15 protein-coding genes and 1 pseudogene are annotated in these 13,765 nt (G+C 41.6%); 8 read left to right on the top strand and 8 right to left on the bottom strand.

Annotated elements, in window-relative coordinates; translation table 11 throughout:
* Positions 1-238: 238 nt before the first annotated feature.
* The 4 genes from V7K25_RS12505 to V7K25_RS12495 all read left to right on the top strand — a co-directional run bounded on the left by V7K25_RS12505 (position 239) and on the right by V7K25_RS12495 (position 3,406).
* A complete protein-coding gene (locus tag V7K25_RS12505) occupies positions 239-535 on the top strand; it encodes a DUF433 domain-containing protein (RefSeq protein WP_442948084.1) in 297 nt (98 codons plus the stop codon).
* Between the two features lie 3 nt (positions 536-538).
* Complete coding sequence (locus V7K25_RS31605) at positions 539-661, top strand: DUF5615 family PIN-like protein (RefSeq protein WP_442948083.1); 123 nt, start codon at positions 539-541, stop codon at positions 659-661.
* Complete coding sequence (locus V7K25_RS12500) at positions 624-884, top strand: DUF5615 family PIN-like protein (protein ID WP_335158354.1); 261 nt, start codon at positions 624-626, stop codon at positions 882-884. The genes V7K25_RS31605 and V7K25_RS12500 overlap by 38 nt, the downstream gene beginning before the upstream one ends.
* Before the next feature lie 1,367 nt (positions 885-2,251).
* Complete coding sequence (locus V7K25_RS12495; protein ID WP_335158321.1) at positions 2,252-3,406, top strand: pyridoxal-phosphate-dependent aminotransferase family protein; 1,155 nt, start codon at positions 2,252-2,254, stop codon at positions 3,404-3,406.
* 339 nt (positions 3,407-3,745) lie between these two features.
* On the opposite strand, the gene V7K25_RS12490 is transcribed toward V7K25_RS12495, so the two are convergent.
* From V7K25_RS12490 to petM, 6 genes are all read right to left on the bottom strand, one after another.
* The gene (locus V7K25_RS12490) at positions 3,746-3,973 is read right to left on the bottom strand and encodes a DUF2949 domain-containing protein (protein WP_335158319.1); all 228 of its coding nucleotides are present in this window, start codon (positions 3,971-3,973) and stop codon (positions 3,746-3,748) included.
* Positions 3,974-4,479: 506 nt separating this feature from the next.
* Positions 4,480-4,986, bottom strand: coding sequence for a DUF192 domain-containing protein (locus V7K25_RS12485; RefSeq protein ID WP_335158317.1), 507 nt, complete (start codon positions 4,984-4,986; stop codon positions 4,480-4,482).
* Between the two features lie 248 nt (positions 4,987-5,234).
* Positions 5,235-5,921 carry a response regulator transcription factor NblR gene (nblR, locus tag V7K25_RS12480; RefSeq protein WP_335158315.1) on the bottom strand — a complete coding sequence of 229 codons (687 nt, stop codon included), beginning with the start codon at positions 5,919-5,921 and terminating at the stop codon, positions 5,235-5,237.
* A gap of 320 nt (positions 5,922-6,241) precedes the next feature.
* Positions 6,242-7,159 carry an NAD(+) kinase gene (locus V7K25_RS12475; RefSeq protein WP_100900722.1) on the bottom strand — a complete coding sequence of 306 codons (918 nt, stop codon included), beginning with the start codon at positions 7,157-7,159 and terminating at the stop codon, positions 6,242-6,244.
* A 129-nt stretch (positions 7,160-7,288) separates the two neighbouring features.
* On the bottom strand, positions 7,289-8,287 hold the full coding sequence (locus V7K25_RS12470; protein WP_335158312.1) for an SDR family oxidoreductase: 999 nt from the start codon (positions 8,285-8,287) through the stop codon (positions 7,289-7,291).
* Between the two features lie 245 nt (positions 8,288-8,532).
* The gene (petM, locus tag V7K25_RS12465; protein ID WP_335158310.1) at positions 8,533-8,637 is read right to left on the bottom strand and encodes a cytochrome b6-f complex subunit PetM; all 105 of its coding nucleotides are present in this window, start codon (positions 8,635-8,637) and stop codon (positions 8,533-8,535) included.
* A gap of 207 nt (positions 8,638-8,844) precedes the next feature.
* Here petM and pdxA point away from each other — a divergent pair, with 207 nt between their 5' ends.
* The 3 genes and pseudogenes from pdxA (at position 8,845) to V7K25_RS12450 (ending at position 10,603) form a co-directional block, all read left to right on the top strand.
* A complete protein-coding gene (gene pdxA, locus V7K25_RS12460) occupies positions 8,845-9,936 on the top strand; it encodes a 4-hydroxythreonine-4-phosphate dehydrogenase PdxA (protein WP_335158308.1) in 1,092 nt (363 codons plus the stop codon).
* 39 nt (positions 9,937-9,975) lie between these two features.
* Positions 9,976-10,314 (top strand): annotated as a pseudogene (locus V7K25_RS12455) (type II toxin-antitoxin system RelE/ParE family toxin).
* Positions 10,307-10,603: a helix-turn-helix domain-containing transcriptional regulator gene (locus tag V7K25_RS12450; RefSeq protein WP_335158307.1), complete on the top strand. Its 297-nt coding sequence runs from the start codon at positions 10,307-10,309 to the stop codon at positions 10,601-10,603. The pseudogene V7K25_RS12455 and the gene V7K25_RS12450 overlap by 8 nt, the downstream one beginning before the upstream one ends.
* 132 nt (positions 10,604-10,735) lie before the next feature.
* On the opposite strand, the gene V7K25_RS12445 is transcribed toward V7K25_RS12450, so the two are convergent.
* Complete coding sequence (locus tag V7K25_RS12445) at positions 10,736-10,903, bottom strand: protein rep (RefSeq protein ID WP_335158352.1); 168 nt, start codon at positions 10,901-10,903, stop codon at positions 10,736-10,738.
* A gap of 261 nt (positions 10,904-11,164) precedes the next feature.
* Here V7K25_RS12445 and V7K25_RS12440 point away from each other — a divergent pair, with 261 nt between their 5' ends.
* Complete coding sequence (locus V7K25_RS12440) at positions 11,165-11,695, top strand: hypothetical protein (protein ID WP_335158305.1); 531 nt, start codon at positions 11,165-11,167, stop codon at positions 11,693-11,695.
* Positions 11,696-11,819: 124 nt separating this feature from the next.
* On the opposite strand, the gene V7K25_RS12435 is transcribed toward V7K25_RS12440, so the two are convergent.
* Positions 11,820-13,559 (bottom strand): ABC transporter permease, encoded by a 1,740-nt coding sequence (locus V7K25_RS12435; RefSeq protein WP_335158303.1) that lies wholly within the window; start codon positions 13,557-13,559, stop codon positions 11,820-11,822.
* Between the last annotated feature and the right edge of the window lie 206 nt (positions 13,560-13,765).

Raw genomic sequence — 13,765 nt, 5'->3', positions numbered from 1 at the left:
CAGCGCGTTGCGGGGGTTCCCACGCCACTTGCTTTATGCCGGGGAACCCGTCCACCGCAGTGGCTCCCCGTTGTAGCGACTGCCGTCGCGCAGAGGGAAGCGCAGAGGCACGCAGAGAATTCGCTACGAATTCTTAATGAAATGTTGTACTTAGCAATCGATAAAATTGTAAATTTAGCCTGACATAACATCAGAGGATTTACATCCGTGACACTCAAAGAGTTAGAACAACAATTTCTTGCCCTCAGACAAGCGTGAAAAATTGCAAGCTATACATTTACTTGCTCAAAGTCTTGGCAACCATTGGCAAGGAATTGAAAAAACTCCTAGAGTCTGTGGTGGAGAGGCTTGCATTGCTAAAACTCGTATTCCCGTTTGGGTACTTGTGGAAGCTCGCCGTCTTGGATATAGTGATGCTGACCTTTTGACGAGCTATCCAACCATTACAGCTACAGATTTAGCTAATGCTTGGGTATATGCAGAAGCTCATCCCGACGAAATCGAATTGGCAATTGAGCGTAATGAGGTTGTCTAGTTGATGGTACGGTTTTACGCAGATGAGCAGTTTCCGTTTTCAGTTGTGCAATTATTACGCGCTTTGGGACATGATGTTTTGACAGTTCATTCAAGAAGCAGAAAATGCAGACCAAGGTATACCTGATGAGGAAGTAGTAGCATTTGCCATAAGTCAAGAACGCTCAATATTAACTATCAACAGAGTTGATTTTATCAGTTTGCATCGTTGTAATTCTAACCACTTCGGTATTATTGTTTGCACGAACAATCGTAATTGGGAACAGTTTGCAGCACGGATACATGAGACTGTGACAGCAGAAGAACCGTTGCAAGGAAAACTAATTCGTGTGGTACGTCCAGTTACTTAAAATAATTTGTAATGACGCTCCTGCGTCGCTAACGCTGCGCTAACGTAATTAAGTTTTGAAACGGGGATTTAGATCCTGCCTAACATACTTGCGGCTTGTTAGAAGCGGGGGATTTAAACCCCCAGAATTGGTTAAAAAGTTTTGATGGAATGCACAAATGCTAAAGTCATTAAATATGTGTTGCAACAATTTTTATAACAGTAGTTTATTTCTCTGGTACATGTGTATTTAAAAACATCTGTATTATCTTCCAGAGAGTTGAACTGTTTTATTTATACACGAAAAAACGCTTGAGAGTTTTGCTCACTCAAGCGTTTCCTCGTAAAAGCTTATACCAACTCACTTGTTTGATGCAACATTTGAAATCTGCAACGCCCCCTTATTAGGGAGCATTGCGGGGATAACTTGTGACAAACATGTGGTGAAATGGTATCACTCCTTGCACTAACTAAGAATATCTCTTTTGCAAGAATACCGGGGATCTGGTGAGTGACAGTTTATGAACTGAACACTAGTTAAAAACGACTCATCATGAATAGTAACTAACAAGACTAAGCACGATTGTAGCAATTTTCTAAGTATAGTATAAAAACTTATAGTTCATTAGCTATCGCTTACCACTGAGTACAGGTTCAAAATGTGCAGCAAGTAGCAGCATAATTGTATCAAAAATGGCTGCAAACGAACCGGAAAGCATCAGTAAAAAATCGCCATTGATTAAGCCAGATAAGCTTTTAATATTGACATCGAAGCGATTTGAAGGGAAATAAATTATCAGATCATCAATGGATAAAAGTATTCTTTAGAGGATGGCAACCGAAGAACAAATGCTCGACCCAAGCAGATTGAAAAGTTTGGGTTAGGTATCTTCTATCTCTTAGCAAACGGCGACATCCAACCCTTCCGCATAGTGTAGGCGGTTACTTCCTTGGTTGAAGCAAAACACAGCTTTCTCACCGACACTTCCCGCGATATTCAAAACGATTTAGCGTGGTTATATAAAAACAACTGAGGCGGATTATGGGTAATATTTAAGAATTTATTATACTTATGCCTCATCTAGATAGACGTTTCACCTTTGGTTAAAATAGCCGCTCCCCTACGAGTAAACGCCTTAACCTGTTGTCTAGGTGTGTGGTAAGATTGCCTGGAACAGAGGTTTTATCTGAGTTGGAGTCTCGTATAAATTGCAAAGGTCAAGCTGACCGATCATTAACTCCCACAATGCTTTTCCTATTGATTTGGAAAATATACAACAAGGCTGGTGACGAACTGAGTGGAATTATGTAGATGAATATCTAGAATTTGCTATCAGACTTAACCAACTCCCACAATTTTGACTTTTATTTGATTTTTAGGATACACACATGAACGACAAGCTGATGCTAATGATTCCAGGCCCAACCCCGGTGCCAGAAGCTGCCTTACTGGCATTAGCCAAGCATCCGATTGGACACCGCACCAGTGAATTTAGCAACATATTGGCAGAGGTAACGGAAAACCTCAAGTGGTTGCACCAAACTCAAAGTGATGTGCTAACGCTAAATGTCAGTGGTACGGGTGCTGTAGAAGCTGCAATAATTAATTTTCTCTCTCCAGGCGATCGCATTTTAGTTGGTTCTAATGGTAAATTTGGCGAACGCTGGGTAGAAGTTGGTCAAGCCTACGGTTTGAATGTAGAAGAAGTTAAGGTGGAATGGGGAAAACCCTTAGACCCCGCAGTATTCGCCGAAAAACTCCAAGCAGATACTCAAAAGCAAATTAAAGCCGTAATCATCACCCACAGCGAAACCTCAACGGGTGTGTTGAATGATTTAGAAACCATCAACCGCCACGTCAAAGAACACGGTGAAGCTTTAATTATCGTTGATGCCGTCACTAGCTTGGGTGCGTTCAATCTACCTGTGGATGCTTGGGGCTTGGATATAGTCGCTTCCGGTTCCCAAAAAGGTTATATGATTCCACCGGGATTGGGTTTTGTCTCTGTTAGCCCCAAAGCTTGGGAAGCTTACAAAACTGCGAAGTTACCGAAATATTATTTGGATTTAGGCAAATATCGCAAAGCCACAGCCAAAAATACAACTCCATTTACTCCGCCTGTAAACTTGATCGTAGCGCTGCACACTACGTTGCGAATCATGAAAGAGGAAGGTTTGGAGTCAATATTTGCTCGACATGAACGGCTGAAAAATGCTACCCGCGCCGCCATTCAAGGGTTAAATTTACCCCTGTTTGCAGCAGATAGTTCCGCCAGTCCGGCAATTACGGCTGTAGCACCACAAGGAATTGAACCGGATAAGATTCGGTCAGTGATGAAGAAACGCTTTGATATTGCCCTAGCAGGTGGTCAAGACCATTTGAGTAATAAGATTTTCCGCATTGGTCACTTGGGTTTTGTGAGCGATCGCGATATTCTTAGCTGTATAGCATCCTTAGAAGTTACCCTAAGAGAACTTGGATACGAAGACTTTACCCCTGGATCTGGTATCGCGGCAGCAGTTAAAGTATTTAGTCAGTCTTGAGTACTGAGCATTAAATCAAAAGAGCGAGTTAAATCATCAACTCGCTCTTTTAATTTGTATATAAATGAATAGAAACCGCCAAAGTTAATAAACCTATACAACCTTTGCACAAGGTAGAGTGGATGTGACATGCCCCAATTCTCATAAATTATACCAAGTTGCTCTAAATAGTATTATCTGCTCTGAAGACAGCCGCATAAATTATTTGACACCAAACAAGACTAATTTTGGCAACTTAGCATGATACTGAATTGTGATAAATAGTATTCTTTCAGATTCTGATCACAGCCTTTGATTAGAGATTTTTGATTTAAAATCCAAAATCCAAAATTATTATGACTATGCCGTTTCCAGCCAATCATAAATTTGGTCTAACTGCTCTAGAGTAATCAAACCATACTGCCAAAGAATCATTGCCAAAGGGCCTGGGTCTTGCTCCCGATGCCGAAGCGCCACCGCCAGCGATGCTGTGGAAATTGCCAAATCTTCTTGCAAAAAATTAATCAGTCGAGAATATTTTGATTGTGGCATTTGTGTCTCACCTCCTTGTGCAGAATGTATTGTCATATATCAGTTCACCATTGCTTGGTAGCCAGTTGCCAGTATTTTATCTGTCACTTTGCCGTTATCGGCTATACACCCCAGCAGAGTTTTTGTGATTTGCCTTTAACAAAGGCTTCTCATAGAAACTCTGAAAAATAAAAATTTTCTTACAAATTATCTGCTCAATTGTCAAGCAGTATTTTTACTCAGTTAAATTGGCTCCATTTTGTTTACTTTTGTGCGTTATTTAATTACACATGGAGTAACAAAAATTCCATAGCCTATACTCTCTTATTGGCGACTATTTACACTTGCGCCCAAGGGAATATTTTTGCCAAACCTTAAGACTGCGATTTCAGGTTGGAGACAGTAGAATTTTACATTATTACTACAGTTTTTAAATAGTAGCGTTACAGATGAATTTTTTCCATAAGACGTGCCATTTTTTACAAAAAAAACATAGATTTCGATAGTATAGACTCTGAACAGAGCAACTATCCAAATCTTTATCTCCGCAAAGCACCGAAGTCTCAAGACTTAATTTTGACAATATCGCCCACTTTCAACTTCAACTCGGCAGCTCTGCCAGAGCGAAGTTCAATCACCTGATTGATTGGTGTATTGGGGCCATAGGTAGGACAAGGCTCACTAGCACAAGGAGGTGCAGCAGCCTGAATATATTTAACGACTCCGTTTTGTAAAAATACCATATCCAAGGCCACAGGTACATTCTTCATCCAGAAACTAACCGATTGTGGTGAAGGGAATCCAAACAACATCCCTCGATCATCTGGCAAAGCTGGTCGATACATCAACCCCATTGCTTGCTGTTGTGGTGTCTGTGCCACTTCTAAATTAATCGTTGTGCCATTAGGAACAATGGCTTTAGCAGAAATTGGTAGTTTTTGACCTAAATTCTCTGGTGCTGGAGTTTGAGAATTAGACGTGGGGCTGGGAGATTTAGCTGTTGTTGGCACAGAACAGCCCATAAGTAAAATACTCAGCAACATTGAGAGCAAACTTAGTCGATGAATCATAATTATTTTTGATTTTGTAATTTAGATTTCAATTTTACAGAATTTAAGCTAAAAAACTCACGGCTTTTATTCGTCCTTTCAGGAGGCAGGAGTAACCCACACCTTATGCAAGGTAGGATTGAAGTAAGGACACTTTGTGTTTCCGCGACGCTCGTAAGCGTTGCCTTAGCGACGTAGGAGCGTCTGACTCGCTCTAAGCGTACTCCTAGGTCGAAGCAAGCTACGCGTATCGTCTTGTAGAGAGTGGACTAAGATTCTCTCAAAACGTACCCTACACCTCGCACCGTTTGAATAAGGCGCTTTTGTCCTTCATCTTCAATTTTTAACCGCAAGTAGCGGATGTACACTTCAATTACATTGGACTCACCCAGAAAGTCGTAACCCCAAACGTTTTCTAAAATTTGTTCGCGGGTTAGTACTTCACGCGGATGTTCCATTAAGAATTTTAATAGCTCAAATTCTTTCATTGTCAAGTCAATTGCCCGCCCGCTATGTATAGCACGGCGAGTTGCCATATCTAAAATTAGATCCCCAAAGCGTAACTGCTCCGTGGTATCCACATCAGGTTTTAAGTAGAGCCGAATCAACTTCAAAAAGTCTTCTGAGCGATAAGGTTTGAGGATATAATCATCCGCTCCTGCTTCTAGACAAGCTACACGATCATCGACTGTATCCCTTGCCATTAAAATCAATACAGGCGATCGCATACCAGTGCTTCTTAGATTTTTACACAATGAGAGTCCTGATTCTCCTGCTAGCATCCGGTCTAAAACAATTAAAGCAGGCTGGCGATCGCGACAGTGTTGTAAACCACTGGTTGCATTATGAGCCAAAATTGATTCATAGCCGGCCTCTTGCAAATCGCAAGAAAGCTGATTTGCTAGGCTCTCATCGGTTTCAATCACCAAAACACAGGGACTTGGAGCAACTGTCATAACAATTTGGGATATTGGATTTAGGATTGTAAAGATATTCCAGAGAAAATCTTTACATCAGGTAGAAGTGCAATTACGAGTTTTTAATGATCGAGAAATCCTGATTTGACACGCTGCTAAGGATCTTTTAGCACGTTCAGGTGTCAGCCATCGAATTCTCCGATGCAATCTTAATAACTAAATCCAAATCCTATCTTGACACCAGGAATTCTGGAAGGAAATCACCGAACTGGGTAGTGGGGAGGAGGAAAATGGGATAAAAGGGGAGAAATAACTCCTAACTTTTGTACAGACGCGATTAATGGCGTCTGTACTCCTAACTACGGCAATTCTACCGAAGTTGGTTTAGCAATATGTGGTAAACCCCAACCTAATTTTTCTCGTAGAATTCGGAAAAACTCAGGCGGTTGCAGGCGAATAAATCGCACACTATATTGCGATCGCTCCATATATACTCTATCTTCTGGTAGTACATAGCACCCACCATTACCATCCACCACCATTACCAGCCGAGGAATGTTGACTGGGTAAATGTTGACCGATTCAGTGTCTGGAAATACTAATGCTCTAGAAGCTAGGGAATGGGGACAAATGGGTACTAGCTGTAAAGCAGGTACGCCAGGGGTGACAACTGGGCCACCAGCACTCAATGAGTAAGCTGTAGAACCAGTAGGCGTAGAAACAATCACACCATCTGCTGCAATATCTACTGGCGCATGACGCCCTATGGCAATTTCAAAATGGCACATAGAGGTCAAAGGTTCGCGGTGCAGAACCATTTCATTCAAGCAGAGGGCTTCCCACAGCACTGAATCTCCCCGAAACACTTTGACGGTGAGCATGGCTCGTTCTTCAATTTCATACTCACCCGCCATTGTCTGTTCTAGTGCTTGGGGCAATTGATTCAGGAAGGTTTCTGTCAAAAATCCCATGTGGCCGGTATTCACTGTTAGCAGTGGAATACCACAGGGAGCAACCTGACGAGACGCTGCTAAAACAGTGCCGTCTCCCCCTAACACCACTGCAAACTCCATATCCGAGTCAAAACCAGGGGGTGTTAGACCGTCAATGGGGGTGTGGCATACAGGACTCTCCGGGTTAGAGTAGCCCAATATTCCACCGATACTCGATGTGACACACACATCCCAACCGGCTGCGGTTAGCTTGTCTTTCAACTCGATAGCGACACGGCCAGCTATCGGTTTAACGTCATTGTAGATAATGCCTGCTTTCGGCACACTCAAATATCCAATTTTAGGCGATGCTCTGTATTATGTAATCCTTACACATTTTGGTCATGTAGTCATTAATCTAGAGTCAAATATCCAGAGTCTAGACTTTTATGACTAATGTCTGTTTTGTAATGATTATTGACTATTGGCTTTTGAAGACTGTTTAAAAGGAGTTTTTTTAGGTTTCTGCTTTTTATTTTTATTTTTCTCGTAGTCTAACTCTTTGAGCTTCTTCATTATTCGGCTGAAGTACTCTTGTAGATAGCTTTCTAGGGTTGTGGTTTGTTGCGGATCTAAGCCAAAAACTTTGTATACTTCATCCATTGAAGCATTTAACTCTTTACCACTAGCCAATACTTCTGTAAATGCTAGCCTGTCTGCTACGTTCCATCCCCACTGAAAGAAGCGCATTAAGCCGCGCACAGCACGCAGCAAGGTTATTGGCATCCGTGTTACTCTGGCATCTTTTCCAGATAAACGTTCGCACAGGTTGATGATTTCTTCTGCACTCCACGCACGAGTACCGACTACAGGAAAAGTTTCGTTTTGCGTTTCTGGCACACTCAATGCACGCATTGCGAACTTAGCAATGTCCTGAGTATCCATATAAGCAATGGGAGAAGAATTACCAGTCACCCAAACTGGCTGTGATTCCAAAATAGGAATCCCGTACTGACCGATTAATCCTTGCATAAACCCAGCTAGCCGCAAGATGGTATAATTCAAGCCAGACTCAGCCAGGAAGAGTTCTGTACAGCGCTTAATTTCCATTAAGGGCACTTCTGGGTATTTATCAGCATCTAATATCGAAAAGAAAATAAAACGCTCTACACCTGCTGCTTTTGCTGCTTGAATCAATGCTACTTTGCCGTCCCAGTCTACTTGTTTGATACTCAGTGAATCTGTAGGACGAGATGTTGAGGCATCTATAACTTGGGTTACACCAACTAAAGCTTCGGCTAAAGTATCGGGGTAACGTAAATTTCCTGGTACGAGTTCTGCACCCCATTCTTTGAGAAAAGCTGCTTTTTTACTGCTTCGGACAAGACAGCGTACTTTATATCCCTCATCGATTGCACGACGAGCCACTTGTCTTCCTAAGGTGCCAGTGGCACCGACGATTAATAATGTCATGAGGGTTGTAATAAATTTTATTGTTTTATGAAAAGAATGTTATCAGAATAACCTATGCAAACAAAACTTTACATTTTTTCTAAGAAAATTGTTTGTTATGGACAGACTCATAGGAAAATTGCTGTCCGGTAAACGGACAGACTTTTTCCCTGTTAGCGAAAAGTATGAACGCCAGATTGGGGCGAACAGAACTTTTCAAGGCAGAGGATAACCTCTTCCCTCTCAATAGCCAATTACCGTAGGGATTATTCTTCTCCGCCTTGAATTTTTAGTAACAACGCGCCTAAGCCCCAGCCTACGAAGATTAAACCGAAGGACAATATAGCTGCATTCAAAAGTTCGCCGCCCATTGGTGTGATTCTCCTTATGCAAATTAGTGTGTGTAAACTAGGTCTATCAGAAGCTCTTGAATTGTTGCTGTAGAATTAGACCTGTGTAAATAATCTTAAACTAGTTTAGCAAGTAATCCCTACTGGTTTGGGGGGCAATCCCTACTGTGAGCCGGAGAACAGGGGGATGGGGAAAAAGTTTGATGATAATAATTATGAATAAATTTTATGTATCAAAATAATTTAGATAATCTAGTGAATTTTACCAAAAAAAATCGCCCGCGTTTGGCGTTGACGTTGGGAGATCCGGCAGGAATTGGGCCGGAGGTGATTTTGAAAGCTTTAGCGGAACCGGAAATTAGTAAAAAATATGACGTTACAGTGGTGGGAAACCGGGATTTGCTGGTACAGATTTATCACAAACTGAATTTAATCGATAATTTAGCAGCTTTGGCAAATCCAGACGAGTTGTCAATTATTGATGTGCAGTTGGATGAAGAAATTAAAGGTCAAATTATTTTAGGAATAGGTAATGCGGCCAGTGGTGCGGCTAGTTTTGCGTATATGGAATGTGCGATCGCTCAAACACTGGCTGGTAAATTTGATGCTATTGTTACAGGGCCGATCGCTAAATCTGCTTGGAAAGCCGCCGGGTATAATTATCCAGGGCAAACGGAACTTTTGGCAGAAAAATCAGGTGTTGACCGTTTTGGGATGTTATTTGTAGCGCGATCGCCCCATACTAATTGGACACTCCGCACAATACTAGTAACCACACATATTCCCCTACGTCAAGTAGCTGATACATTGACACCGCAGTTGCTGACACAGAAATTGGATTTGCTGGTGGAGTGTTTGGAGAAAGATTTTGGGATAGAAAATGGGAGAATTGCGATCGCAGGTTTGAATCCCCACAGTGGCGAACAAGGGCAATTGGGACATGAAGAACAAGATTGGTTAATTCCCTGGTTGGAGCAAGAACGGCAAAATAGACCACAATTGCAACTAGATGGCCCGATACCGCCAGATACGATGTGGGTTAAACCTGGTCAAGCTTGGTATGGAAATTCTTTAGTACAAAACCCTGCTGATGGCTACTTGGCACTTTACCACGACCAAGGCTTAATTCCTGTGAAGCTGATGGCGTTTGATCGGGCAGTTAATACTTCCATTGGTCTTCCTTTCGTTCGGACTTCACCAGATCATGGAACAGCATTTGATATTGCAGGTAAGGGAATTGCTGATGCTACGAGTATGAAAGCTGCGATACATTTAGGGGCTGAGTTGGTGAGTCAAAGATTGGCGGCGAGAAAACTATGAATTATTTCATGATTTATAACTAGACTTGTCCAAAGAATCATGGAAGTGCAACCAAGAGAAATTAGAAATTATCTGACAGTAGATGGAAAAAATATTTTTGATGAGTGGCTTGATTCTCTGCGAGATAGAAGAGCAAAAGCTAAAATAAGAGCCAGACTTGACCGAGTTGAAGATGGTAATTTAGGTGATTGTAAGTCAGTTGGAGAAGGTGTTTCTGAATTGAGAATCGACTATGGGCCAGGCTAACGCATATACTTTGGACAAGAAGGTATAACAATTATTATTCTTTTATGTGGTGGAGATAAAAGTACTCAGAAACAAGATGTTGATAAAGCTCAGGAATATTGGAAAGACTATAGGAATAGAGATAATGCCTAAAAGTGCAAGCTATCACGAAGGACTAATTAAACATCTCCAAGATCCATTAGAAGCAGCATCTTATATCGAAGTAGTTCTAGAAGAGGGCGATTATAAAATGTTAGGAAAAGCACTGAAGAATGTAATTGAGGCACAGGGTGGAATTGATCAGTTTTCAGCGCAAGTTAAGCAATGCTATGGGCAACTCGACTTGATGTTGTCTGAGCAACGACAAATTGAATTTTATTGTCTGAGGAAATTACTGGATGCATTGGGATTACAGCTAGCAGTAACAGTGAAGTCAGTATGAGGTGATTTTTTAAGGACAGTTTAAATCGCTCAGTCTTATACCTTAACCAATTTATTTTAATAATTTATAAATTGCTCCTCGAATTTATTTACTAATTTCGAGTGAAGCTACTTTGCATATCCCAGTCATTCACTAGTTGTTTGTCTGGTTTTTCTCCTCTAATTCGCGCCTATACTGTCTGAGTATACCCCCAACAGCGATCGCTCTACTTTTATGCAGTTGACGGGTTAACTCTAAAAACCATTCTCTATCACCCACCAAATCTGACTCTTTCACCTGATACTTGAGAATTTTTGGGATAAGTAGTGATGGGTTATGATGCTTTGCGATCGCGCTAGTTGGAACTTATTTTGAGACAATATATTAAAAGCAATAAAGTCACTGTCTGAGGCTTGAGCAGACACGAAATCACCAAATCAGTTTGTATTAATGCCTCAAATTAACGCAAGTTATACGGTCAAGCCTCAGTAAAAGTTTTCTCCAACCATAGATAGCCTTTGCCCGGAAAACATGTCAAATTACTTGAATAAGTACCAAAAGTCTGACAGGAAAACCATACTAATGAGAATTTGGGCTACTACTGCTGTGCTAGTTTCTTCTTGGCTAATATTTGGCGTCATAGGTTCTAAGCCAATCAACGCTACTTCTGTTTTGGTAGAAAATGTTATCTCATCTCCTGCGCCAACGAATAGAAAACAGATTACTGTTAGTAACACCGAGTTCGGGCTGAAGAGAGTTGACTCTAAAGGGAATGTTACCATTTTACGGACAACAAGAGTGCCACTTCAGGAAGGAAACGCCTACGGATGGCGGATTAAACTCAAAGACTACAAAGGTGAAGTGAAATGGCGCGAAGTTTTGCATTTACCAAAACCTCCAGAAACTTGGGGTACAGATAACGGTGAAGACTTCTCAATATCAGCAGATGGCACTACATCTGTGACACGCCGTACACAGTCGGCTCCAGACGGTGTGATTGAAAATTTTTGGACGATCGCTCCTGGCGATCCGCTTGGTAAGCATATAATAGAGGTCTATATTGACGATCGTTTGATTAGTACCTTCGAGTTTGAAATTATTCCAGTCAAGTAAAGAGAAAGAAGAGGATTGCTCTAATTCTCTCTTTTTTAAGGAGGGTTAGGTAATACAGTTGAGTTAAGGCTCTTTTTTTAAAGAACCGCAGAGGCGCAGAGAACACAGAGAGAAGAAAGAAGAGTTAAACCAATAATTGATATTTCTCTTGAGCTAGATTGTAAAGTGGTCGCCAAATCAAACGATTGGTCAGCACTACCAAAAGAGACATGACTACAGTCGAAGCTAACAACAGAGAGAAATTGCCTGTAGCTGTGGCATGAGAAATTGTTGCGCCTAATCCAGGAGTACTAATTATTCGCCCTTGAAATGCGACGTACTCACTAACGATACTGGCATTCCAAGCGCCGCCAACGGCGGTAATAATTCCTGTAATTAGGTAGGGAAAGATTGCAGGTAAAATTAAGGTTCGCCAACGCTGCAAAGTTGAGAGTTTATACACCCAAGCTGCTTCGATCAGGTCTGAGGGAATCGACTGTGCCCCAGCAATTACATTAAACAAGATATACCACATTGTCCCTAACATCATCAGAGCGATCGCACCAATCTGCAAACCACCAGCGATACGAGTTAAACCCAGCAGCAGCACTGGAAATAAAGCTGTTGCTGGCACAGAAGCGGCGATTTGTACCAATGGTTGTAATACTTGAGCTAACTGTCGATTGCGACCAATTGCAACTCCCACTGGTACTGTCCACAACAGGGATAATATCAAAGCAATTATTACCCGCAAGGCTGTTATCATAGCGCCCTTTATTACTTGTTGCCAATCATCCCAGCCTAAAGCCCGTAATAGTAGCACGGCTTCCCAAGTACCCCACAGCACAATTAACGTGAAGCCGCTAACAAATACCCAATTTAAAAAACTCGGCAAATTTAGGTTTCCTTTGGCATTTACAGGTACGGAACGCACCGGAAACGAGCGAATTAAACTGTTGTCTAAGACTGTTTGTAATGGCTGAAAAACGCGAGCGCTAATTGCGCGTAAAGTAGGCGATCGCCTGACAGTATCTAATACCCACGATTGGGGTGCATTTTCAGTTTCAAGCATCTCCAACTTGAATCTTTCTGCCCAAGCAATCAGGGGTCGCCACACAAAAAAATCAGTCGCCACAATAATCCCAATCAACAGTGCCAAGCCCCAGAATATAGCTTGAAAGTCTCCATTATTAGCTGCTGTGCCTAAAAAAGAGCCTAATCCAGGCAAACGAAAATCTTTATTCCCCAAAGTAAATGACTCAATAGCAATTAAAAAAAACCAACCTCCAGCTACCGACATTACACTATTCCATACCAAACCAATTACACCAGATGGTAACTCTAACGTCCAAAAACGTTGCCAGGGATTAAGCCGATAAACCCGCGTTGCTTCTAGTAATTCTTGCGGAATACTTTGGAGAGATTGGTAAAAACTAAAAGTCATATTCCAAGTCATACCAGTAAAAATTAGCAAAATCGCTGCTATTTCTACACCAATTCTCTGACCCGGAAACAGGGAAATCAAAGCCAGCACCACACCTGGTAAAAAAGACAATACTGGAATCGATTGCAGAATATCCAACATTGGAATTAAAATCCGTTCTGCCATTCGGGAGCGATAAGCAGTATAGGCATACAATAGGGTAAAAATTAGGGATAAAAAGTAAGCAAGCCCCATACGGATCAGGCTTTGGGCTGTATATGCTGGTAAAGCATTGATGTTTGTAGAAATTGTCAGTTCAGGTTGAAAAGTACCGCTAAATTGTGAAGCAGTTCTAATAATTGCCACAATAAAAGATAAAATCACCAGAATCAGCAATCCATCTTGCCAAGTCCAATTGTTACGTCCCAGAGTTTTATTAGCAGGAGTGAGGGGTCGAGTCATATAAGGGACTTCCAAATAAAATAATCAATCGTTTTGGGAAGCAGGGGGAGCAGGGGGAGCAGAGGAAGCAGGGGGAGCAGGGGGAGCAGAGGAAGCAGGGGAAGAAGAAATTGGATAGTCGGATTGGATACAGGAATTGAGTAATTTAATTTTTGGAAGTCCCTTAAGTAGGGAGTAGAGGCAGATGAGAAGAGAATAACAAATCA

Origin of the sequence: Nostoc sp. (assembly GCF_036919495.1) — a bacterium.
Taxonomy (GTDB): Bacteria; Cyanobacteriota; Cyanobacteriia; order Cyanobacteriales; family Nostocaceae; genus Nostoc.
This window is presented reverse-complemented; position numbering and strand designations above follow the sequence as displayed.

Bases quoted from the DNA above. Each gene is read 5' to 3' on its own strand.
- pdxA (WP_335158308.1), top strand. From the start codon at position 8,845: ATGTATCAAAATAATTTAGATAATCTAGTGAATTTTACCAAAAAAAAT.
- V7K25_RS12470 (WP_335158312.1), bottom strand. From the start codon at position 8,287: ATGACATTATTAATCGTCGGTGCCACTGGCACCTTAGGAAGACAAGTG.
- petM (WP_335158310.1), bottom strand. From the start codon at position 8,637: ATGGGCGGCGAACTTTTGAATGCAGCTATATTGTCCTTCGGTTTAATC.
- V7K25_RS12435 (WP_335158303.1), bottom strand. From the start codon at position 13,559: ATGACTCGACCCCTCACTCCTGCTAATAAAACTCTGGGACGTAACAAT.
- V7K25_RS12450 (WP_335158307.1), top strand. From the start codon at position 10,307: ATGCCTAAAAGTGCAAGCTATCACGAAGGACTAATTAAACATCTCCAA.
- V7K25_RS12490 (WP_335158319.1), bottom strand. From the start codon at position 3,973: ATGACAATACATTCTGCACAAGGAGGTGAGACACAAATGCCACAATCA.
- V7K25_RS31605 (WP_442948083.1), top strand. From the start codon at position 539: ATGGTACGGTTTTACGCAGATGAGCAGTTTCCGTTTTCAGTTGTGCAA.
- V7K25_RS12495 (WP_335158321.1), top strand. From the start codon at position 2,252: ATGAACGACAAGCTGATGCTAATGATTCCAGGCCCAACCCCGGTGCCA.
- nblR (WP_335158315.1), bottom strand. From the start codon at position 5,921: ATGACAGTTGCTCCAAGTCCCTGTGTTTTGGTGATTGAAACCGATGAG.
- V7K25_RS12440 (WP_335158305.1), top strand. From the start codon at position 11,165: ATGAGAATTTGGGCTACTACTGCTGTGCTAGTTTCTTCTTGGCTAATA.
- V7K25_RS12485 (WP_335158317.1), bottom strand. From the start codon at position 4,986: ATGATTCATCGACTAAGTTTGCTCTCAATGTTGCTGAGTATTTTACTT.